Annotated in this window: 27 protein-coding genes; 16 read left to right on the top strand and 11 right to left on the bottom strand. The window is 38.4% G+C overall.

Annotated features, from left to right (window positions below; translation table 11 throughout):
- Window positions 1-73 precede the first annotated feature (73 nt).
- On the top strand, window positions 74-1246 hold the full coding sequence (gene chrA / locus CYJ36_RS12770) for a chromate efflux transporter (RefSeq protein WP_101567661.1): 1173 nt from the start codon (window positions 74-76) through the stop codon (window positions 1244-1246).
- Window positions 1247-1276: 30 nt separating this feature from the next.
- Window positions 1277-1804: a YfiT family bacillithiol transferase gene (locus CYJ36_RS12765; protein WP_101567660.1), complete on the top strand. Its 528-nt coding sequence runs from the start codon at window positions 1277-1279 to the stop codon at window positions 1802-1804.
- Between the two features lie 42 nt (window positions 1805-1846).
- Here CYJ36_RS12765 and CYJ36_RS12760 read toward each other — a convergent pair whose 3' ends face one another.
- The 5 genes from CYJ36_RS12760 to CYJ36_RS12740 form a co-directional block, all read right to left on the bottom strand.
- Entirely contained in the window at window positions 1847-2710 is an 864-nt protein-coding gene (locus CYJ36_RS12760) for a DUF6612 family protein (RefSeq protein ID WP_101567659.1), read from the bottom strand.
- A 194-nt stretch (window positions 2711-2904) separates the two neighbouring features.
- Window positions 2905-3870, bottom strand: a complete 966-nt coding sequence (locus CYJ36_RS12755) for a cation diffusion facilitator family transporter (protein ID WP_101567658.1) — start codon at window positions 3868-3870, stop codon at window positions 2905-2907.
- 61 nt (window positions 3871-3931) lie between these two features.
- Window positions 3932-5131: an AI-2E family transporter gene (locus CYJ36_RS12750; RefSeq protein ID WP_308315298.1), complete on the bottom strand. Its 1200-nt coding sequence runs from the start codon at window positions 5129-5131 to the stop codon at window positions 3932-3934.
- Between the two features lie 22 nt (window positions 5132-5153).
- Complete coding sequence (locus tag CYJ36_RS12745; RefSeq protein WP_101567656.1) at window positions 5154-6365, bottom strand: TolB family protein; 1212 nt, start codon at window positions 6363-6365, stop codon at window positions 5154-5156.
- 64 nt (window positions 6366-6429) lie between these two features.
- Window positions 6430-6801: a DnaJ family domain-containing protein gene (locus tag CYJ36_RS12740; RefSeq protein ID WP_101567655.1), complete on the bottom strand. Its 372-nt coding sequence runs from the start codon at window positions 6799-6801 to the stop codon at window positions 6430-6432.
- Between the two features lie 245 nt (window positions 6802-7046).
- Between CYJ36_RS12740 and CYJ36_RS12735 the strand changes: the two genes are divergently transcribed.
- The 9 genes from CYJ36_RS12735 to CYJ36_RS12695 all read left to right on the top strand — a co-directional run bounded on the left by CYJ36_RS12735 (window position 7047) and on the right by CYJ36_RS12695 (window position 14908).
- Window positions 7047-8525, top strand: a complete 1479-nt coding sequence (locus CYJ36_RS12735; RefSeq protein ID WP_101567654.1) for a potassium/proton antiporter — start codon at window positions 7047-7049, stop codon at window positions 8523-8525.
- 192 nt (window positions 8526-8717) lie between these two features.
- The gene (locus CYJ36_RS12730) at window positions 8718-9269 is read left to right on the top strand and encodes a hypothetical protein (protein WP_101567653.1); all 552 of its coding nucleotides are present in this window, start codon (window positions 8718-8720) and stop codon (window positions 9267-9269) included.
- A gap of 58 nt (window positions 9270-9327) precedes the next feature.
- The gene (locus CYJ36_RS12725; protein ID WP_101567652.1) at window positions 9328-10230 is read left to right on the top strand and encodes an HD-GYP domain-containing protein; all 903 of its coding nucleotides are present in this window, start codon (window positions 9328-9330) and stop codon (window positions 10228-10230) included.
- Between the two features lie 71 nt (window positions 10231-10301).
- Window positions 10302-10910: a DedA family protein gene (locus CYJ36_RS12720; RefSeq protein ID WP_101567651.1), complete on the top strand. Its 609-nt coding sequence runs from the start codon at window positions 10302-10304 to the stop codon at window positions 10908-10910.
- A 349-nt stretch (window positions 10911-11259) separates the two neighbouring features.
- Window positions 11260-11874, top strand: coding sequence for a copper resistance CopC family protein (locus CYJ36_RS12715; RefSeq protein WP_101567650.1), 615 nt, complete (start codon window positions 11260-11262; stop codon window positions 11872-11874).
- Between the two features lie 5 nt (window positions 11875-11879).
- Window positions 11880-12950 (top strand): copper resistance D family protein, encoded by a 1071-nt coding sequence (locus CYJ36_RS12710; RefSeq protein WP_101567649.1) that lies wholly within the window; start codon window positions 11880-11882, stop codon window positions 12948-12950.
- 263 nt (window positions 12951-13213) lie between these two features.
- Complete coding sequence (locus tag CYJ36_RS12705) at window positions 13214-13672, top strand: OsmC family protein (RefSeq protein ID WP_101567648.1); 459 nt, start codon at window positions 13214-13216, stop codon at window positions 13670-13672.
- 372 nt (window positions 13673-14044) lie between these two features.
- Window positions 14045-14548 carry a VOC family protein gene (locus CYJ36_RS12700; protein WP_101567647.1) on the top strand — a complete coding sequence of 168 codons (504 nt, stop codon included), beginning with the start codon at window positions 14045-14047 and terminating at the stop codon, window positions 14546-14548.
- Between the two features lie 132 nt (window positions 14549-14680).
- Entirely contained in the window at window positions 14681-14908 is a 228-nt protein-coding gene (locus CYJ36_RS12695; protein ID WP_101567646.1) for a hypothetical protein, read from the top strand.
- Between the two features lie 184 nt (window positions 14909-15092).
- On the opposite strand, the gene CYJ36_RS12690 is transcribed toward CYJ36_RS12695, so the two are convergent.
- Both CYJ36_RS12690 and CYJ36_RS23650 read right to left on the bottom strand, forming a co-directional pair.
- Window positions 15093-15662: a thioredoxin family protein gene (locus CYJ36_RS12690; protein ID WP_101567645.1), complete on the bottom strand. Its 570-nt coding sequence runs from the start codon at window positions 15660-15662 to the stop codon at window positions 15093-15095.
- Between the two features lie 81 nt (window positions 15663-15743).
- Window positions 15744-15896, bottom strand: a complete 153-nt coding sequence (locus tag CYJ36_RS23650; RefSeq protein WP_180850286.1) for a hypothetical protein — start codon at window positions 15894-15896, stop codon at window positions 15744-15746.
- Between the two features lie 171 nt (window positions 15897-16067).
- Here CYJ36_RS23650 and CYJ36_RS12680 point away from each other — a divergent pair, with 171 nt between their 5' ends.
- The 5 genes from CYJ36_RS12680 to CYJ36_RS12665 all read left to right on the top strand — a co-directional run bounded on the left by CYJ36_RS12680 (window position 16068) and on the right by CYJ36_RS12665 (window position 20014).
- Window positions 16068-17156: a mechanosensitive ion channel family protein gene (locus CYJ36_RS12680; protein ID WP_101567643.1), complete on the top strand. Its 1089-nt coding sequence runs from the start codon at window positions 16068-16070 to the stop codon at window positions 17154-17156.
- Window positions 17157-17218: 62 nt separating this feature from the next.
- Complete coding sequence (gene proC / locus CYJ36_RS12675; protein ID WP_374702801.1) at window positions 17219-18043, top strand: pyrroline-5-carboxylate reductase; 825 nt, start codon at window positions 17219-17221, stop codon at window positions 18041-18043.
- Between the two features lie 406 nt (window positions 18044-18449).
- A complete protein-coding gene (locus CYJ36_RS12670; protein WP_101567642.1) occupies window positions 18450-19337 on the top strand; it encodes a YitT family protein in 888 nt (295 codons plus the stop codon).
- 262 nt (window positions 19338-19599) lie between these two features.
- Complete coding sequence (locus tag CYJ36_RS23645) at window positions 19600-19710, top strand: YhdX family protein (protein WP_180850284.1); 111 nt, start codon at window positions 19600-19602, stop codon at window positions 19708-19710.
- A 115-nt stretch (window positions 19711-19825) separates the two neighbouring features.
- Complete coding sequence (locus CYJ36_RS12665; RefSeq protein ID WP_101567641.1) at window positions 19826-20014, top strand: hypothetical protein; 189 nt, start codon at window positions 19826-19828, stop codon at window positions 20012-20014.
- Between the two features lie 226 nt (window positions 20015-20240).
- Here CYJ36_RS12665 and CYJ36_RS24405 read toward each other — a convergent pair whose 3' ends face one another.
- From CYJ36_RS24405 to CYJ36_RS12650, 4 genes are all read right to left on the bottom strand, one after another.
- A complete protein-coding gene (locus CYJ36_RS24405) occupies window positions 20241-20366 on the bottom strand; it encodes a hypothetical protein (RefSeq protein WP_257962468.1) in 126 nt (41 codons plus the stop codon).
- 337 nt (window positions 20367-20703) lie between these two features.
- On the bottom strand, window positions 20704-20802 hold the full coding sequence (locus tag CYJ36_RS12660) for a YjcZ family sporulation protein (protein WP_101567640.1): 99 nt from the start codon (window positions 20800-20802) through the stop codon (window positions 20704-20706).
- A gap of 63 nt (window positions 20803-20865) precedes the next feature.
- Window positions 20866-20985, bottom strand: a complete 120-nt coding sequence (locus CYJ36_RS12655) for a YjcZ family sporulation protein (protein WP_101567639.1) — start codon at window positions 20983-20985, stop codon at window positions 20866-20868.
- Window positions 20986-21495: 510 nt separating this feature from the next.
- Complete coding sequence (locus tag CYJ36_RS12650) at window positions 21496-22539, bottom strand: ribonucleotide-diphosphate reductase subunit beta (RefSeq protein ID WP_101567638.1); 1044 nt, start codon at window positions 22537-22539, stop codon at window positions 21496-21498.
- Between the last annotated feature and the right edge of the window lie 4 nt (window positions 22540-22543).

The raw sequence follows: 22543 nt of genomic DNA, 5'->3' as shown, positions 1-22543 counted from the left end.
AGCAGCGCTGGAAAAATCAAAATCAAAGTTAAGGGAGCATGCAAAAGAAGTCTAAAGGAGGAGATGTTAGGAAATGTTTAAGACATGGATTGAGATATTGCTGGTCTCAACAAAGCTTGGACTGACTTCATTTGGAGGTCCGATTGCCCATTTAGGTTACTTTAGAGATGAATATGTAAAGAAGAGGAATTGGCTTGATGAACGGAGCTATGCAGATTTAGTCGCGTTGTGCCAGTTTCTTCCTGGTCCTGCAAGCAGTCAGGTAGGAATTTCAATTGGGATTGTGCGCGGGGGAATGGTTGGAGGCTTTTTATCATGGTTTGGGTTTACGATGCCATCTGTAATCGCCCTTATTTTGTTTGCTTATTTCGTGACTGGCTTTCAAGCAGAAGATGCAGGATGGATTAATGGGCTGAAGATTGTTGCCGTGGCTGTTGTTGCACAAGCAATCCTTGGAATGGGAAAAAATTTGACTCCGGATCGGCCGCGGATTTCAATTGCGGTGATCGCTGCCATTTGGGCCCTTTTTATACCAAGTGCGCTCGGACAAATCGCAATTATAGTAATAGCAGGAGCTGCAGGATACATATTGTACAAAGAACGAGAGGTTCCAAAGGCTGAAAAGCTAAATCTTTCGGTTAGCCTCAGAACAGGGATCATTGCCTGGATTCTCTTTTTTGGACTGCTGATTGTTCTTCCTTTGATCAGACAAGTGTTTCCAAATATGTGGACAGCGATGTTTGATACGTTTTACCGTGTCGGTTCGATTGTATTTGGCGGTGGGCATGTGGTTCTGCCAATGATGGAACGGGAAGTTGTTCCGTCAGGATGGATCAGCGAAGAAGTTTTCCTTGCCGGATATGGAGCCGTGCAGGCAGTACCAGGACCGCTGTTCACATTTGCAAGCTATCTTGGCGCTTCAATAAATGGTGTGCAAGGCGCCATTCTTGCTACAGCTGCGATGTTTTTGCCGTCATTTCTGCTTGTGTTAGCGATGCTGCCATTTTGGAATACACTTCGAGAAAAAAGAAGCGTACAAGCCTCATTAATGGGTGTAAATGCTGCAGTAGTCGGAATTTTGCTTGCGGCCTTTTATAATCCTGTTTGGACGAGTGCAATTAAAACGACGGGAGATTTTGCGCTCGCTCTGACGGCATTTGCTATGCTCGTTTACTGGAAACTGCCTCCGTGGATTGTTGTGCTGGGAACCGCAGTTGGAGGAATCCTCATTCAGTATGTGGAATAATGAATAGATTATAAAGGGAGGTAATTTTTAATGGATGATTTGCGCTATCCAATCGGTTTGTTTCAAGCTCCGGAGAAAATTGAAAGGCATCATCTTGAGGTATGGCTTGAGGAATTATCTGCAGCCCCAGTAAGGTTAAGGGATGCAATATCGGGTTTAACCGGTTCACAATTAGATACACCATATCGTCCGGATGGATGGACAGTTCGACAAGTCGTGCACCATATACCGGATAGCCATATGAATGCTTACATCAGATTTAAACTTGCTTTGACGGAAGAGAACCCTGTCATTCGGCCGTATGATGAAAAGGGATGGGCTGAATTGCATGATTCAAAGGATGGTAATGTTGAAGTGTCCATGAAGCTATTAGTATCTCTTCATCAGCGTTTTGTTAACCTTGCTGCATCTCTTTCTGAATCTGACCTAAATAGAACGTTTTATCATCCTGCGAATCAGACATCGCAGACTCTTAAAGAAACAATAGGGATGTATGCCTGGCATGGAAATCATCATATCGCCCATATAGCAGGCCTTAGAAAAAGAAATGGATGGTAGGAAAAAACAGGAGATCTTCATAGGAAGGCCTCCTGGTTTAAATTACGCTCCAGGGTCCATTTCAACTGCTTCATTTACCACTTCTTCAGGGATTGAAACTCCCTCAAGTTCATTCATTTGAGAGAAAGCAGAAGAGATGCTTTGCTGCATTTCGACCTTTTCTTCGTTTTCCGTGATGAACATTTTAATGTCCATTTTCAGTGCTTTAGGGAAGTGTGTTTCTTTGTCCAAAGTGTAAGTGTAATCAATTTGCTCAATTTCCATTTGCTTCATTGCAGCCTGCATATTAGGATCAGATCCCATCAAATCTCCAGTAAGCCCCATTAATTTTTCGCCATTGCCTTTTACATTTAAAATGTATTCTGTATCGGTTTCTTCCAGTTCAATATCATCAGCAATTTGTTCCAATTGCTTAATCTGTTCAGCAGGAGTCATGGTTTTCTGCTGATTCATCATTTCGCCCATACCAGCGCCTGCCTGTGACATTTTTATCCAGCCGCCAGACTGAATATCTTTCATGTAAATGTATGCCTCGTCCATATACATTTCAACCGCAGTCGTTTGCCCTTCAGCTTTCATTTCCATTGTTTGCTGCATAACAAGCGGCTCTACATTGGTTTTCGTCTGCATATCAGCGTTTGTCTCAATGGTTTCTTCTCCAACTTTCATGACCATGTTCATTGTGCCATCCATAGCGAAATTTTTAAGTTCAGCTGATTTTTCGGAAGCGGCTCCTAAAACTTCCTTCGCTGTTGCTTCTTTGTCAGCTTCACTTGTTTCTTTGGTTTCAGCTTCCTGAGTAGTTGAGTCTTTTTCTTCATTTTTCTCTGTAGTAGCAGCACTTTGACCGCATCCAGCTAGAAGCAATACAAACAATAAGCTGATTATCACTCCTAATTTTTTCAAAATAAACGAGCTCCTCTCAAATTTAGTCGAACTAGATGTACACTTTCATTAACGATTGAAACGTAATAAAGTTTCACTTTTTTCTTTAACCCTCTGCTTTTTTGGAAAATTTTTGAACTTTTCCCTATCGCACCCATTTCAAAACACAGTTTATTAAAAATATAAAAAGACCATTCGAAAATGGTCTTTCATGTCTATTCTCCGTTATTTTTTTTCCACGTTTCAATCCCATCAGATTCGAAAATTCCGAGGGTAACGTCAGCGATATCCGGATCGGAATACAAGTGATCTTTAACCCGCATTTTAATATCATCCGCTACTGCAAGCGTCAATCCCGGTTTAAGTTCCAGATAGCTTTCCACATGGTATTTACGTCCTTCCTGAAGAATACGTAAATTTTTAATATCTTCTACATCAGGATCTGAGAGAATCATATCGGCAATCCGGTTTTCAACATCTTTAGGTGCCGCAACACCGATAAGTCCAATTGTATTCTCATATCCGATTTTGATGGCAATGCCGATAAGAAGCAATCCAATTAACAGTGTTCCTACACCATCTAAAAAGTACAAGCCTGTGTAATAAGAGACAACAATGGATACAAGTGCCAATAAAGCTCCAAATGTCGCAATGATATCTTCGTAAAATACAAGTCTAGTTGGAGGGGAAGCTAGACTTACATTCTTAAAAGCATTGGAGGCAATCGCAAATCCCTTTGCTTCCGTTCTTGTCTCATGAGCAATTTCTTTCATTGCCTTAATTAATATGAGACCATCAATAATAACGGCTATAACAAGAATTCCTGCATTTAATAATAAATTTGTACTCGCTTTTGGATGCTGAATTAACTCCCACCCTTTATGGAGGGTTTCATAAGCCATAATGGAAATCACAATAACGGCAACGAGTACAAATAAATTCACCACCCGGCCAAATCCAGTCGGGAATCGTTTTGTCGGCTCTTTTTCAGCAAGTGCACTTCCGATAAAAACAAAGCCTTGATTAATAGCGTCTGCTGCTGAATGCAGAGTGGTCGCAAACATGGTTCCATTTCCGCTGATAAAAGCAGCAATTCCTTTGATAATGGTTAAGGCCGTATTACCAAGAGCAGCAATCCCGGATGATTTATTCCCCTTTTTTAATAGCTGAAAAAATGTCATAAGTTCACCTGCCAACTGTTTAATGGTTATCTTCTTTTACTATCCTTCAAATAGGCAAAAATTAATCAATATCTATCTCGATATCCGTATTGCGTATAGGATCTTTTCTTTCTTTCCGGAGAAGGTAAAGGCGATACGTATGGCTGCAAATAACCCGCAAAATGGCGTAGGTTGGAACGGCAAGAAGCATTCCAAGCAAGCCTCCCATGCTTCCGGCAACAATCAGAAGGAGTATGATTGTTAATGGGTGAATATCAAGTCTTTTGCCCATGATCAGCGGGGAAGAGACGTTGCCATCAATCTGCTGAACGATGATGACAACAATGAGAACTTGGATGACCATGAATGGAGAATCCAAAAAGCCTACAATGACAGCTGGAATGACGGCAATAAAAGGTCCAAGAAAAGGAATGACGTTTGTAAGCATTGCAAACATCGCAAGCAGAATCGAATAATCAAGACCAATAATTAAATACCCGATGTACATCATCACACCTACAACAAGACTGACAAGAGCCTGTCCTTGAATATAAGAACTAAGAGCATTGTCCATATCTTTCAAGATCAGTCTTGCTTCATTTGCTTTCGTGTAAGGCAGAAAGCGCAAAACCTGATTTGGTGCATAATCTCCATCTTTCAGCAAATAAAAAACAATGAATGGCACAGTCACAAAGATTGTAGCAATACTTGTAATAATTCCAATCAGGTTAGAAATTCTGCTCCCGATATTGCTTATATTTGATTGGAAATAATCCGTAATTGAAGCAGTCGCTTTTTCTAATGTTAAAAATTGATTTTCTTCAAAACGGGCAAACCATTTATTTTCCCTTAGAGCTAAAATATTATCTTGCAGGGATTGAACAATCTGAGGGAAATTATTAACCAGCTCTTGAAACTGCTTTTGAATGACTGGACCGAGGAAAAAGACAACTAATGTTCCGAGTCCAATGACAAGCAAATAAATAATGATGATTGATAACAAGTTTGGTACACCTTTTCTATTAGAAAAGCGTACGATTGGACGCAATAAATAGTAGATAATCCCTGAGACTAAAAATGGAAAAAATAAGGTTGTGAAAATAACTTCAAGCGGTCTGAAAATGAAATCTACTTTTGTTGAGAGCAGAATAATCGTTAAAAAAATAATAATTCCATATCCAATTTTAAAAATGCGGTCTTTCGGCAAATAGATGCACCACCTTTTGCTGTTTTTCTCATAGTCATGAGTTTGCGGAGATTTGCCATATGTAGCTTTTCCCATAAGAGGAAAAGGTGAAACAAAATTATTTAGGAAACACGGTTAATGAATCAGCATTTTTCACCCACAAGTGAGCTTCAGATCCGTCTGGATTAGAAATCCATACATCTCTATGGCCGGTAAGGCTTATCGATTTATACCAGGCGAGTTTAGCAGCTGAACGGATGTAAAACGGATCGTAATTTCCGCCAGAAGCTGTCAGCCTTTTCTGAACAGTATTGGCTGTGGAAACAAGATAAAGCTGTGGAAGCGGCTGTTTCATTATATCATTTGACCACTCGGTTTCGCGCACTCTGGATACGGCAAGTTTATCGTCGCTTATCCATGTGAAAGCAAGCTCTGCGTAATTCTTAGGTGTCAATGTTTGGGAGACCGGTATTTCTTTTATCTTTAAATGTTTATTTTTAAAACCAAACACAATTCTCCCGCCTCCCTCAATATAAGCAAGAGAATTGATCCCTGGTGCCCATCCCGGGGATGTCAGATGCGAAATAACTTCGTCCAATACTTCAAACTGTGCACCATCAATTGAAATGACACAAACAAAGTTGCTGTCCATTGACCAGGAGGCAGTAGGGGAGACAATAAACGAGATCCATTTTCCATCAGGTGAAAAGGAAAAATTTGAGGCTCCTATTGCCATAATGGAAGTTTGGTTTTTTGAAAGGGTCTTTGGTATCCTGAAGAATTCATCTGCGTTCTCAACTGACTGTTGGGAAGATAAGCTGCTGTTCAGTTTAATTTTATACAGCACAGGATTTGTCCATCCGGATGGAAGCAGATTTGCTGAAGAGGATAGAATAAAACCAGTGCCATCTGGAAGCCATGCATAATCGTCAACCCCGAATGTTACATTATAAAAGTCCTTTAAATCTGAAACATTTAATGAGCCTTGATCGACATAGGCAATCAAATGAGAAGAAGGAGACCATTTTGGGTTCTCTCCGTTTTCTGCTATTTTCTTATGCGAGTGCGTTTTAAGGTCATATACCCAGACTTCGTGTTTTGTCTCATAAGAAGATCCTTTTTGGTACAGGAGCCTCCTGCCGTCAAAAGACCATTGGGGAGAAGATATATTACCGATGTTTGTGAGCCTCTCCTCTGATTGATTTGCCTTTATCCACAAATTATCATCCCTAATAAAAGCAGTATTTAATGGCTTAAGGGTTTGTTGTGCATGAAAAAGCTGAGGGGCAGAAAAGAAGCATGCCAGAATCATTATGAGTTTAATTTTCATCTAGATCACCGCCTTATCTTATATGAAAGACGGTTCTATCTTTTCCTGCACGCTGATTATTATGCTATTCCCACAATTTGTAGTGCTTTTCAATTTCGTCTAGTGAAAGTAAGTTTTTTTGCAAGGGTGCAGGACATGCCCGGTTGTACTTCAGAATTTCTTGATTAATTCGTTCAGCTTCTTCTATACGTTGTTCAACATTATTAAGTTTCATTAACTTTTCGATACAAAGCTTAATGTCCTTCTGCATTTTAATCCATGCAGGGACGTAGCCGGCATTTTTCACGATTTTTGTGAAAATATCACCTTGGAGCGCACTTTTGGGGAGCGGCTTTCCCATCCCAGGCAGCTTTTCATATCCCCCGTTTTTTTCGTAATCCTTGTAAATCGAACCCATTAAATCCCTGGCATCTGAATCATCTTTATTATCCTTCATGAATATCCCTCCCAAAGTTTCGGATAAGGGTAATTTCTCTTTTTGGATGGAAATTCCTATAAGGAAATCTATCTATTTTGTGAAATTTAAAAACCTATCATGTAATACAGACAGAGCTGCAGTGTTCTCAGGATAAGCCAAATTCTAGACGATATACAGAATGTTAAGATAAAATAGACTTATTACTCTCTAAAAAATTTCTGAAATATTTTTTCAAATATAATGAACTGCGAGGTGATGCACCATTGGCGTTTTCCGTTGATTCAATCATATTAATTTTAGCTGTTCTTCTTACAATTGGTGTCCTGACCGCAAAGTTTTCTTCGAGGCTTGGTCTGCCTTCCCTCGTATTTTTTATCGCAGTTGGTATGGTTCTTAGCCATTATATCTATTTTGATAATGCAAAACTTGCACAGCTTTTTGGTATTCTTGCCTTGATTATTATCATCTTCGATGGGGGCCTTCAGACAAAATGGGCGGATGTCAAAAAAATTCTCGTGCCATCTTCCACACTTGCAACAGCGGGGGTTTTTATCACCACGCTCATCATCGGTGTTTTCGCAAAATTCATTCTCGATTTAACATGGCTTGAAGGATTGCTGTTTGGAGCAATCGTAGGATCTACTGATGCAGCTGCTGTATTTGCTGTACTAGGCAATAAAAACATCAGAAAGAAGCTGACCTCAACTCTGGAAGCTGAATCTGGTTCGAATGATCCAATGGCTTTATTTTTGACTGTTTCGATCATTCACCTGATTGGGGAGCCAGATACAAGTTTTATTGAACTTATCTTAAAATTCTTTTGGGAGATGGGCTTTGGCGTGGTTGCCGGATTGCTGTTTGGAAAGCTGACTGTTTGGTCCATCAACAAAATTAATTTGGATTCATCTGGACTTTATCCGGTTTTGTCACTTGCATTTGCCATCTTAACCTATGGGGCAACGACCTTTGCACATGCCAGCGGTCTTTTGGCTGTTTACGTAATGGCAGTGATTGTAGGGAATTCAGATTTAACTTTCCGACATTCCATCATCCGCTTTAATGAAGGATTCGCATGGATGATGCAGATTTTAATGTTTATATTACTTGGATTGCTGGTATTCCCTAATCAGCTGCTGGATATTATTTGGGAGGGATTGCTGCTGTCTGTCATCCTGATGATTGTGGCAAGGCCAATAGGCGTATTCATAAGTATGATTGCTTCAAAATTTTCGGCGAAAGAAAAGCTGTTTATTTCTTGGGCAGGATTAAGGGGAGCAGTTCCAATTGTACTTGCCACTTATCCAATGCTTGCAGGGCTTGAAAATAGTCAGATGATCTTTAATGTCGTTTTCTTCGTCGTGCTGACATCTGCGCTGCTGCAAGGTGCAACACTTACCCCTCTTGCCAATAAACTGAACTTGTCAGAGGGCAAAAAGAACTCAGTTCCGCATACGCTTGAATTAATATCAATCGGCAAAACAAATAATGAAATGATCGAGCTTATGGTTGGAGAAGGTGCTCTTGTATCCGGAAAAGAACTAAAAGACATCGACTTGCCGAATGATGCATTAATCACCGCGGTTATAAGAGATGATAAACTGCATACTCCTAGAGGAGATACAAACATTTTTTCAGGGGATACTTTATACATTCTCGTTTCAAAGAAAAATCGGGAAAAGATTAAAAGTATCTTCCAAGGAGAAAATGTTGAAAGTGCAAGTGCGTCTGAACAGTTTAACTAGTTGAAAAAGGCGAGACAGCCTACATAGCTGTCTCGTCTTTTTTATTTCGTATTAGATTCTTTTTTTACAAAATTCGATCTTTTCTACTACATTTTGTAACTTATGATATATAATGAAATTGAAAAAATAATAAAATTAAGATTTATCTGTTAATTTATTTGTGTGTTGTCAATTAGAGGGAGTGAATATGAGATGAAGAAAATGTTTGGATGTCTATTGGCTATTATCCTATTTACCGTTTTTACAGCAAGTCCTGCAGTGTTTGCAAGCAATATTGATCCATCCGATGCTGAATCAGTTATGGCCCTCATTGAGAAAACTAACGGAGAAATTGATGACTTAATTGAACAAGCAGCTGCAGAGGCAGATAAACTTGAGAAAAAATATACAGAAGACACAAACAAGACTCAGAAGGAAGCGGAATCTCTGGAATTAGAGATTGAAGTGTTAAATTCAGAGCTTTCAGATGCAGATCCTAAAGAGTATGAGAAGATCGCTAATAAAATTGAAAAACTCACCGATAAACGAAGTAAAGAAAGTGAAAAGCTTGCTCGCATACAAGACAAGTTTGATAGAGAACTGGATGAGCTGATTGAAAGCTTGCTGACCATTACAAATGAGATGTCAGCAGAAACAATTGCAAAAGCAGCTGAAAAGGGAGTCATCGTGGAATGCACTTGGGTTTTAGTTGAACTTGGCGGGAGAATGGTCTGGGTCGATCCTCTTAAGGTCGTTGGACCATAAATAGAGAAAGCAGTTCTATATTTAATAGAGCTGTTTTATTCGTTTTGGGGGTGTTCATATGGAGGGGTTACATATCTTTAAAAAGGGAAGTTACATCAATACAGTTAAACAGCAGTCTGCTGAATTAAGCTTGCTAACTAAGAATGAAGGAACTGAGATTTTGTTTCAGAGCATATCAAAAGATAGAATGTTTTACATTTATCCAAGTGACAAGAAAGAATCCTTTGAATTCTATTATATTATAAGCGGGGAAGTCCTTTTTGAAGAAAATAACAGCAGTAAGGTATTAAAGGAAAAGGATTATTTTTATGTTCAGGATTTAAAAAATCCGATCTATTTTAAAGCTTTAAGTGATATAGAATTACTTTGGTTTATTACTGAATCTACGTTTGATATTTTAAGTGATGAAATTGAAAAATGGACTAGTATGGTTCAGAAGGTAGAACAAAAGGATCGCTACACTTACAATCATAGTATGAGAGTCCAGGAATATTCAATAAAGATTGCAAAAGAGCTGGGCCTTAATAAGGAAAGACTTGAGAATCTTTATATTGCATCTTTGCTGCACGATATTGGGAAGATTCATGTTGAAGCATCTATATTAAATAAACCAGATAAACTGACTGATGACGAGTTTGCAATTATTAAGAAGCACCCTATTGATGGAGCTGAAATCTTAAAACATCAAAAAGGTGTACACGATATTGTCCTTCAGCATCATGAAAAATTAGACGGATCAGGCTATCCATACGGACTGAAATCAGAAGAAATCCTCATTGAATCTAAAATTGTAACCGTCAGCGATACGTATGATGCGATGACCCAGGATCGCGTCTACCGCAATGCGCTGTCTGCTTCGCAGGCTATTCAGGAGCTGCAAAGATGGAGCGGTATTCATTTTGATGAGAGAATAGTAAATACGCTTATTGTGATTTTGAAAAAGGAAGGGAAGATTGAATAAGACATCTTTATTTCCTAACTGTTATTATCTTAGTATAATGGACGAGATATGAAGATGAAAGTTGTGAAGAGATGGAGATTTCAGATATTCTGGTTTTTATAGATGAATACGGATATATAGCTTTGTTTATCATGCTTTCTGCAGGAACTTTCTTTATTCCGCTTCCAAATGAAGTGCTTGTTATGAGCGGAGGGTTTGCCTCATCACATGGGATTTTGCACCCTATTCTTGCATTTATCTCTTCTTATTTAGGAATTATAACAGCTGTTACCTTCTGGTTTTTTATAGGGAAGAGCTTTGGAGAACTCGCCCTATCCTTTTTGGTGAGGAAAGAACGGGCAAAACGCAAATTCATTAAATTTCAAACTGCATTTGAAAAACATGGAGACTATACACTTGGAATGACTTACTTCTTTCCGCTTCTGCGTCATTTAGGTCCTGTTCTTGCAGGAATGAATAAAATGAGATTTTGGAAGTTTGCACTTTTCGCTTATAGTTCATCCTTTATCTGGACCGTTCTATTTTTCAGCTTAGGAAATAAATTTGGGTCATCTATTGATGCAGTAAACGTGTATCTTTCTAAATTCAGCCCTTATTTTATTGGGGGTGGATGCATAATTTTCACAGCCATTATCCTTCTCAGGTATTACACCAGAAAGAAATATGATCGAAGTGAATAAAGGAGACATAATAATGGGTACTGAAGCAACAGCGGCAATGAATGATGAATGATGCCGAACGATTTCAAAAATCTTCCAAGCCGCTCACGTGATTTTATTGCGCGAGTTTTTTTTGTAGGATATTATCTAAACCATTGTTGCTTTTTAACCTTTATTTTAGGGGAAGTTTCGTGACCTAATAATAGACGTGAATTTGTCTGACTGTTTAAACGAACACAGCATTTTGTATGAAAAAACATCCAAAACTCAGATTATAACGCAAGCTCTGAACAAACGCTTTTAGAAGACACTAAATTGTTTAGAAAACTGTCGAATTTCCACGAATGGACAGTTAATTAGACATGTTAAGATGAAAAGAGCAGAAATTAATGAAAGGTATGATGAAATGAAAAAAATTACATTTATTATTGGAATGCTTGTTTTGCTTATTTGGCCGAATGCAGCATTTGCGCATACGCATATGACTTCTTCTAATCCTGAAGAAGGCTCAACAGTAGAAGAACCTATTAAAGAAGTTTTATTAACATTCGATACAAAAATCGAGTCATTAAGTACGATCACATTAAAGAAAGAAGGATCAGAGATTCCATTGGAAGTTGCGGCTGAAGGGGATACACTAAAAGGAACGGCATCAAATGACCTTGAAAATGGAGCGTACACAGCTGATTGGAAAATCGTTGGAGAAGATGGACATGAGATGGAAGGCACACTTTCTTTTAAAGTTCAGCAAGAGGTAGAGGAAGAAGAGCCTCAAACAACGAATGAAAATGAGGCAGCAGAAAAAAACGATTCCAACGATCAGTCAGCATCTGAAGAAGACAAAAAGACTGAACAAACAGATGAGCAATCAGAAAGTACGGAAACAGAGAAGTCGAACAATAATTCCGCAATGACAATTACTCTTGTTGCGATTGGTGTTTTAGCGGCTGCAGGTATTGTATTTTTGATGAAAAAGAAAGGCTGATTGCTGTGAACAGTCTGATTCCAATTGGAGAAGGGATAACATACATTCTCTTCTCCTTTTTAATAGGTCATGTTGTTTTGCAGTTCGTGAAAAATGGTCATAAACCAGAAGCAACGATGCCGAAATCACTTTTGCTGATATCTGTGCTCTTCATCGTACTCCTTTCTTTTTTACCGGTACTGCATATTATTCTGAGCTTTTATGAAGTTGCCGGACTAAGTCAAACCATTCAATCTGTATTAATTGATTTTCAGGCAGGGCAATCTTGGCTATTGATTGCTGTATCAGCTGCATGTCTATGGATTTCCATTTATCTCGATGGATCTAAGTATATTCAAGGAATCTTTGTACTAACTCTGATTTTGTCGTTTGGAATTGCAAGCCATGCTGCATCTTTATCATTTTGGTCTGGAATTGCATCACACAGCGTTCATTTTCTTGCTGGAACATTATGGACCGGTGTTTTGCTGCATGTGGCCTGGTTTTCAAAAGGGAATAATTGGAAGCCATTCTCGAAATGGTTCACTCCATTTGCTATAGGTTGTATGACAGTCCTAATTGCCAGCGGATTCATTGTTATGACATTTGCCGTCGATTTTGACGATTATGTCGATGCGTGGAGTTTATCGTACGGACAAATCATTCTATTAAAGCACATCAGTATTGTGCCATTGCTGCTTTTTGCATTCCTTAATGGCTTCATCGGGAAAAGAATCAATCAATTGCAGACCCTCACCTGGATGAGGGCGGAGAGCATTGTTTTGGTCATAGTCTTCTTTTTAACAGGAATATTGGGCACACAGGCACCTCCTCATGATGTCAATACGACCCTTCGTACAGATGGTGCTTCTACGTTATTTGAATTTATTAAAGGAATGAAAATAGAACCGCCAATAGAAGTACGGTTTGTTATTTCTTTGCAAGGTATTCTGCTATTTGGTTTTGCCGCTCTTTTTCTTGGAATGATTGTCATCAGCTTTATCAAAAAAAGAAATGCCTATCTTGCATGTGCATTTGCTTTTTTATTCATTGTATCTGCCTATCTTGCATTCATGATAAACATTGCTGTCATTTAAGATGAAGCGGATTTTGAGACAACTCTTTGGCTATCATTTATTATAAAGAAAGGCTGTTTTCGCATTTATTGTTGTTATTGGCTTATTAATTGTACCCGTGGATTTCCGCTGCAGGCACTTGCTTTCCGCTGTGAGGGATGTGAGCCTCCTCGTTTCCCTCAGGAGTCAAGTGCCTTCCGCTACAATCCACTAAAGGTTTTAACCATTTTTTCTAAAAGCAACAAATTCTACGAAAAGAGCCTGAAGAAAAAAGGGGGATTACGATGCCTGAACATTCTTTTCATTTAAAGGCTCATTGGCCAGGTTTAAGAAACGGTATTGGCGTCATTGAAAGCGGGAATTTAAAGACACAGGTTTCCATTCCTCCTGAGATGGAAGGTCCGGGAATTGGAACAAATCCTGATGAAATGCTGCTCGGGGCAGCAGCAACATGCTATATTATTACGCTTGCAGCCATGATGGAAAGAAGCCGTTTGGAAAAAGAAGATCTGATGATGGAATCTGAAGGAATCGTCGATGTGACAAACGGTGTGATAACTTATAAAAAAATTATTCATCGTCCTTCCATTGTCTTAAAAAGCACAGCAACTGAAAAAGAGGAACAGCTTGCACTGAAACTTGCAGAACGGGCAGAAAGTTCCTGTATGATCAGCCGTGCGCTTAAAGGGAATGTTGAAATCGCTCTTGATGTGAGATTAAGCAAAAAACCAGTTATCGATTGAGATGACTGGTTTTGTTTTAAAGTGGAAAATTAAATTAACAAATGGAGAGATTCAAATCGAATTTTATTTGGATCTTTTTATTTTGTTGACAAATTCTCAGGTCAGCTCAACATGATATATGCAAGGATCGAAACGTACAAAAATCCGTTTCGATTTGAAGGTTAATGAAAGCGGAGCGACGAAACTTTAATCATTATGGATCGGAGTCAATAGAAGGACCGTATGCGATTTACAACGTGTGGAATACATATGAACATTCTGATGCAAAATTTACTCTTTGCAAAATGATAAATTGGGCAACCTGTATAATGGTCACTTTATGCTGCTACATGCTAGCCGGAAATTCTTTTTTAGGAAAAGAGGGAGGAAATCATGAAAAACAAAATCCAAAAAATCACAACAAACTTGTGGTTCGATACACAAGCCGAAGAGGCGGCGAAGTTTTACGCTTCTATATTTAAAAATTCCAAGATCGGGAGAATTGCTCGCTATGGTAAAGAAAGGCATGAAATCAACGGGATATCAGATGGAGCAGTAATGACTGTGGAATTTCAACTTGAAGGACAGGATTTCGTAGCATTAAATGGCGGTCCGCAATTCAAATTCACAGAGGCAATATCATTTATCGTCAATTGCGAATCACAAGAAGAATTGGACTATTATTGGGAAAAACTCTCCGAAGGCGGAGATGAGAAAGCTCAAGTGTGCGGTTGGCTGAAAGATAAGTACGGTGTGTCGTGGCAAATTATTCCTGACATCCTAACCGATCTGGTAAGAGACCCCGATCCAGAAAAATCAGAAAGAGTTATGAAAGCATTGCTGCAAATGAAGAAAAAAATTGACATTAATACTTTAAAGCAAGCGTATGAGGGATAGGATTACAATAAAACAGAGAAGTAGAAGAAATCGCCTTAATCCAGGCAGTCTGGCTGAAAAAAATGAATAAACAATCATATAAAGTTTCATTCTATATACAGAATGAAAGAATGATATAAAGGAGATTACATAGTGAAGACATATGAAATAAATAACATGATTATTGATGACGATTTTGATGGCGAAGAATCAGTGACAGCTGATTTTACTCACAATAATAAAGAGTATAGCATTACTTTTAAAAAATCAGACCTTGAAATTATTAATTCCTGGGTTTTTGAGGATGATACATCGATTCCTGCAAATTTATCAGACAATATGATTGAATCAATAAGAGAAGATATTAAAAAAAGGATCTAGTCACATTGAAATGTACAGCTTATAATGGGTGGTTTATAAAAGAGACCTATACAGCCAGTAAATGGCCCTGTACGAAGCTGAGTTCATTTTGGATGGAAATTTAAGTTATTGCAGGAATTGTATACGTTCATTTTACAGAAAAAGAGGACTAAACAGATACTGTTTAGTCCTCTAATTTCTTCTATTACACATGCAATTTTTTATGCTTTAATGCTGTAATAATGCTATAGGAAACTTCTTTCCATAACGATTCGTCTTCTTTGTAAGCGTTCGTCAGCTTTTGAATCATTTCAGTTTGCTTTTCTTTGAAATCGGGATGTTCTTTATCCGGGAGCGGTTTTCTTAAACGGTCAACAAGCTGCTGAATTTTAGGAGCCCTTGGACCCCAAACAGCTTTTTCATTTCCGTCTTTATCAATAAATATGAAAATGGGAATGGCACGGGATGTACCGTTTGTTAAATATTGATCCATAAGCTCCAAGTTTGAGTCGCGAAGCAAAAAGCGGATATCCATCCCTGCTTCTTCAGCAATTTTTAATAAAATAGGAATGTTCAGCATGGCATCTCCACACCAGTCTTCTGTTAAAACAAGGACACGAAGCGATTGATTGCGGATGCTTTCTAGAATGGAAATATCGTCTTCATCCAGAGCAAATCGGCCATAGATAGACTTCATTTCATCCTTGTTCACATTCATTCCATTCATATACTCCTGTGCTGTTAATCCTTTTGCAAACCATGTGTTTAATGCCATGACACAGACCTCTCTCTGAAATGATTTTATGATAACGTTATCAGAATCTCTTGCAAAAATCCAGAAAGATGAACTGGCTTTCTAGATTAAAGATGCCGATATATATTTTAGTTCAGATTCATGTACAAGAATCACACGGGAATAACCGTTCGTTTTCATAATCTCACAATAACCGCTGTCATATTTATGAAAGAGAGTATAGTCTTCATTCTTATAAACAACCATGCAATTCATTGCTTCCCCACCTATCTGGTATGCTTTTCCTACCATGTTGACGACCGGAATGCCCCTAAAGTTACCAGCATTTATAAAAAATAGGGACCAAAAGACGATGAGCTTTTCGAAGAGTTTAGTATAATAGTATTCTGTGTATACATAAGGTATATGAGGTAAGGAGAGAATTTAATGTTAGAAAAATATACGACAACTGATAATTTAATTGAAATAGCGGTAAGCATCGGTATTTTCCTGCTGTTTATGGTCCTTCGCAAGCTATTTACTAAGTATGTATTTAAAATGATTATAAAAATCAGCAATAAAACGCCGACTGATATTTTTACTCATGTGCTTGTAGCGTTTGAAAAACCGCTGCGCATGTTTTTTATTCTGATAGGATTATATATGGCTATTCTTTATTCGCCTTTTTTAGATAATCATAGGGAAATATTGAGCCAATTTTATCGCTCTTCCATTGTGCTTACATTGGCATGGGGTCTTTATAACTTAACGGCATCTTCGTCTCTTTTATTTGATAAAGTGAATCGCCGTTTTGAGCTTGAAATGGATGATATTTTAGGCCCTTTCTTATCTAAGGTGATGCGCTTCATTGTTTTGGCGCTGACTTTCAGCATTATTGCTCAGGAATTTCATTATGATGTAAATGGATTTGTTGCAGGTTTAGGACTTGGAGGACTAGCATTTGCCCTTGCTGCGAAAGAAACGCTCAGCAACTTTTTCGGGGGTATCATCATTATTACAGAAAAGCCGTTTACACTTGGAGATTGGGTGAAAACGCCAAGTGTTGAAGGAGTAGTCGAAGATATCACATTTCGAAGCACGAAAATCCGTACGTTTCCTCAGGCACTTGTGACAGTACCTAACTCAACTCTTGCCAATGAGCCCATTACAAACTGGACGAAAATGGGGAAGAGACAAATACAATTCACGATTGGTGTTACGTACGGAACAACAGAAGCTCAGCTGAAAACATGCGTGAAAAGAATTGAACATATGCTGTACGAACACGATGGCATTCATGATGACACGATTAATGTCATTTTTAATGCATTCGGGGACAGCAGCCTCGACATCTTTTTAAACTTCTTTACGAAAACAACAGCCTATGCGGATCATTTAAGTGTAAAGCAGGATATTAATTATAAAATCATGGCGATTCTTGAAGAAGAAGGAGTTGGATTTGCGTTCCCGAGCAGAACCATTTATGTAGAAGGCGCGAATCAGGATAAGTTTGAAAAAACAAAGCAGTATAGCTGAGGACCGGTGATCTGCTGCCGGTTTTTTTGTTTGGATAAATTTGATAAGATAACGTTAGAAAGATGAAGAGAGGAAGTATTTTTTTGAAAAAGAGTACAATGTTATTTATTGGGGCCGGCCGTATGGCAGAATCGATTATATCAGGACTAGTAAAGTCTCCAGATGATAAGGACATCTATGTATCGAATCATAGAAATAAGGAAAAACTTCTTTACCTTCAAAAAACGTATCAAATCATACCATCTTTTAACTGGAAGGAAGATATCGATAAGGCTGACATGATTGTCCTTGCGATGCCTCCAGAAGTACATCTCGGTTTACTGGAAGAAATGAAGCCATTTATTAAAGATCAATTTATAGTGACTATCGCTGCTGGAATGGGACCTTCAATCTTGGAAAAACATCTGCCGGAGAAAACTCCAGTTGCATGGGTGATGCCTAATACTGCATCAGAAATAGGTGAATCGATGTCTCTTGTGGCATATGGGAAAGCTGCTGCTGAAAACCATAAAACTATGCTTCAGCAAGTGCTGGATGCTGTAGGAGAGGCAGAGGTATGCACAGAAGAACAGGTTCATCAATTAACAGCGATTACTGGAAGTGCCCCGGCATTCTTATATGCTTTTTCAGAGAGTTTAATTGATCAGGCCAGGACATATGGGGTATCGGATGATACGGCAGTAAAGCTTGTCTCGCAAATGATTGCCGGTTCTTCCTTAATGCTGAAAGCAAAGCAATCGCCGAAAGAATTAAGAGAGCAGGTGACAACACCAGGAGGCGCTACAGCTGAAGGGATAAAAACACTTCAAACAGGCGGCTTTGACAGCTTGATTAAAAAAGCGGTCATTGCAACCAATAATAAAGCGATGAACAAATGGCAGGAATAAAACTGCAATAAAAGGGCTTTTTCGCTATCCGCCCTTAATGATTAAAACGAATTTTTGAAAGTGCTAAATAAAAAGAGGGAAGGGTTAAGCGCGCTTTGAATTTTTTATCGTCGATTCACGCTTTCCCGTCCCCTTGCAGGATGGACAGACTTTTTTAAAAAAGGGAAGCTTTGAACGGATTTTTCCTTTTCCATTACATTTTACACAAATATTAATCATTTTCATTCGCATCACCGTCTGAATTTTCTTACTATTAATTTTAGCATAGAACTGCAGCATAGAGTTAGTCACAAGCACCCTGAATAAGGGTGTTTTTTTTTGAAATCAGTCATTTCGGTCTCATTCTATACCTATATTTTAATATATAGATGTAATTGCAAAAAAGTGACTAAAAGGAGGAGGATAAATGGAGATCCATCATGCTGCTGAGGTCAAACAGCATAAAAAATTGCCAAAGGCTGAAGTTGGCAAACGAACGGTGCTGATTTGTTTCGGTGCAGTCTTGATGGCAATTGGTTTGGAAATTTTTCTCGTCCCCAATCATGTCATTGATGGAGGAATTGTAGGAATATCCATCATTCTTTCTCATGCAACAAATGTAAAACTTGGTATTTACCTCTTCTTTCTGAATGTACCCTTTTTCTTTATTGGCTACAACCAGATTGGAAAGACGTTTGCTCTGTCCACCTTGCTTGGAGTAGTGGTCATGTCATTCTCAACTGCGCTGCTGCACCCTGTTCCTGTTATGACAGAAGATTTATTGCTCACATCAGTTTTTGGCGGCATCATTCTTGGAATTGGTGTTGGAATTGTGATCAGGTACGGGGGATCACTGGATGGAACAGAAATCCTCTCCATTTTATTCTATAAGCAATCACCCTTTTCTGTTGGGGAAATCATTATGTTCTTTAATCTTTTTATATTGGGAAGTGCAGGATTTGTTTTTGGATGGGATCGTGCCATGTATTCTCTCATTGCTTATTTTATTGCCTATAAAACGATTGATGTCGTTATTCAGGGGCTCGATGAATCAAAATCGGCATGGATCATAAGCGAGAATCCAGATGAAGTGGGTCAGGCCATTTTAGCCCGTTTAGGCCGAGGAGTCACATACTTAAATGGGGAGGGCGCATACACCGGCGATGATAAAAAGGTCATTTTCTGTGTTATCACCCGGCTTGAAGAAGCTAAATTAAAATCAATTGTTGAAGAATTGGATCCGTCGGCTTTTTTAGCTGTTGCAAATATTACAGAAGTAAGGGGTGGGCGATTTAAAAAACGGAGTATCCATTAAGAGACATCATTTTAATATATTCTTCAAAAAAACAAAAAAAGTTACAAACTCCGCTAAGCAAAAAGACCCTGTTTCTGAATTGATTGTTAGATCCTGTCGCAGCCGGATTTTGGACATATTTCTATTCAAAAACTAACAGAAAAGAAGGATGTAATTGTTCATTTTAAAGACCGCTATTCAAAAAAAAGTCAAATAAATAGGGCAAAATCATTATTTACTAAATTTTCAGATTAATTATGATATCATTAAAGGAGGAGATAAAATGGGTAAAGGAAGAATTCGTGTGGAAGAGAGTATTAAAGTGCAAACGGATGAAGAAATGTACGAAGCAACTTTAATTGAAAAAGCGGACGAGGAAGAAGTTAAGCAGTAATCAGCCGTTTAAAAAACACCGTGTGAATCCTTAATAATTTTGTCTCGAGTCATGATAGCAGATCAACCGGAATATGGATATGACGTAACGAAACTAAAGAATCGAGGTACGTGATATGCCGCTTTGGGCTTGGCTGCTTGTCGGTTTCCTTGTATTGGTCCTGATTGGCTGGATAAGTGATTTAAGAACAAAGCGAAGAAGAAAGTTAAATGTTTATCACTCCGATTCTAAAATTGAAGCAATGAGAGCAGAACAGCAGATTCATAATCACAATAGAGATATGAACAATTTTCATGGACAATAATGGAGAGGCCATCTTAGTGATGGTCTCTTTCTATTTGTGAAAATGAAAACCCAAGGCTAAGCATAGGGTTCCAAAAAGCTTTCAGTGAGGGCTAAAAAACTCTTCCGAGGCGCTAAAATGATATTTGGTTCGCCAACCAATATCTTTCTTCAACCAGCTTCTTAGATTAGTAGGAACAGCTGCCTTTGATGGCAAGTTCTTACCCGCTGGCTCATGGAAACACTGTTTAAATCATTTGCTTAATAGAATCTGCGTCTTCTTCTTTCGAAAGGGAAAAATTCTCTTTCGAAAGGGAAAAACCTTCTTCTTCTAAAGTCGTCACGAAAAAATCGTTCTCTTCGTTCAGATCCAAAAAATGGCATTAAATTCCTCCTCCTTCATTTCAGAAATCTATATGATAAAAAGTCAAATTACCCCAACTACAGGGTGCATGCGAAAAAGCAGCAAAAACTCGATGATTAATTGATAAATGTAGCCTCTTGTAAGGACACATCATAATCTAAACACCTTATTTTCTAACCCGAGGCGTAGATGTCGTGAGAGTTTTATATCAAGATATTTTTGCCTATTGATGTAGTTTTCGTAGAATAAATACAAAATTTTTACTGTACCCCTAATAGTACGAAGTTTTAAATAAAGGACAGATCACTGGAATCTGTCCTTTACATTCAGGATATTTGTCGGTGGAATTAGTACCCTCCGCTACATGAACATCCTACAATAACAAGTAGAACGAAAATAACCACTACAAACGCAAACACTCTTCCAGAGCCATAACCTTCAGACATGTTCTGCACCTCCTTTGTACTTGTTTAAAATACCTGTTTTAAATATATATTTGGCGTTATTATTTAAAAACAGAATGCTGCACCTACGATAATTAAAAGAATGAACAACACAATGATCAACGCAAAACCGCCGCCGTAACCGCCGCCGTAGCCTCCGCCACAACCTCCGCCGTATCCGTACATGTTCTCACCTCTCTTTTTTGTTTAGAGCTTATTCGCTCTCTCTAATAATGTATGTAGTAAGAAGAAGTTGGCTTAGACAAACGTTCAATTTAATAGAAATTGGATGTATGTCTATGAGAGTTATTGATCACTATAATATAAATGCCTATATTTAGAGATATTGTTGCAACAAACGACAGCATTCATCTATAAAAATACGGGCAAAAATCAGCATTCAACAAATTGTACATGATTTTTCTTTTCAACAAAGCGAACAAAATAGATAAAAGCGTATGTATCAAACATACGCTTTTACCTCTGAAAGTGAAAAAGCGCTCCGCGGTCAGAACGGATCTGACATAAAAGTCAAAACCGGACTTTTTTGCAAGGCCTTATCTGCCTGTCAGAACTGATCAAGCCGCTTGCGCTTTTCATCCTATATAGAATAACGAAACAAAGTCGATTTTGTATCACTTTTCACTGAAAAAAGTGCAAAAAAAAACCGCCTGAAATAGACGGTTCATTCTTTGCTTATAGGTCATCAAAGCCGTTATCGATAGAATTTACTTTTGTATACTGTCTTGATTTTTGTTCAAAGAAATCGGATTTTCCGAGATCCACTTCCTCATATGCTTTAATCCATTTCAACGGGTTTGTGCGGTTTTCTTCGAAAGGGCGATCGAACCCAAGCTGGTTGCATCTGACGTTTGCATAAAATTTAATATAATCTTCAACATCTTTCATATGAATGCCGTCGATTTTGCTGCCGATAATAAATCGGCCCCATTCAATTTCAAGATGGGCAGCTTCTATGAAGGTATCTCTAACAAATGCTGCGAGTTCCTCAGTATGGTACTCAGGATACTCACGGAGAATCTCTTTAAAAATTTTCACAAACAAATCAACATGAATTTGCTCATCTCGATTAATGTAATTGATCATTGTACTCGTTGCGACCATTTTTTGATTGCGGGCAAGGTTATAAAAGTATGCAAATCCTGAGTAGAAGAATAACCCTTCAAGAATGACATCGTATACGATGGATTTCAGCAGGCTTTCGACATTCGGATTTTCAGCAAAAGTCTGATAGCCGTTTGTTACAAATTCATTCCGTTTTCTTAAAGTAGGCTCGCTTCTCCAATATTCAAACACTTCATCCTGTACGTGCTTAGGAACGATACTTGATAAAACATAGGAATAAGAGTGGTTATGGATGACTTCTTGCTGTGCTAGCATGATCATTAATGCGTTAATGCTTGAATCCGTAATATAATCAGCTACTTTACCCGCATAGTCTGTCTGTATGCTGTCAAGCAGGGCAAGCAATCCGATAATCTTCAGGAATGCATCTTTTTCATCCTCTGATAATTGAGGGAATTGTTTAATATCACCGGACATATTAATTTCAAACGGCGTCCAGAAGTTTGCCAGCATTTTTTTATATTTTGCGTAAGCCCACGGATAAGACACATCGTCCCAATTTAACACATTTGAGCTGCTGCCGTTAATGATGGCAGTGGAACGATTTGGCGCCTCTGCATCCATGATTGCGCGTACTTTTAATGAGTGTGTCATCTAT

It is taken from the genome of Bacillus sp. UMB0893 (genome assembly GCF_002858905.1).
In the GTDB taxonomy this organism is placed as follows: Bacteria; Bacillota; Bacilli; order Bacillales; family Bacillaceae; genus Bacillus_P.
This window is presented reverse-complemented; position numbering and strand designations above follow the sequence as displayed.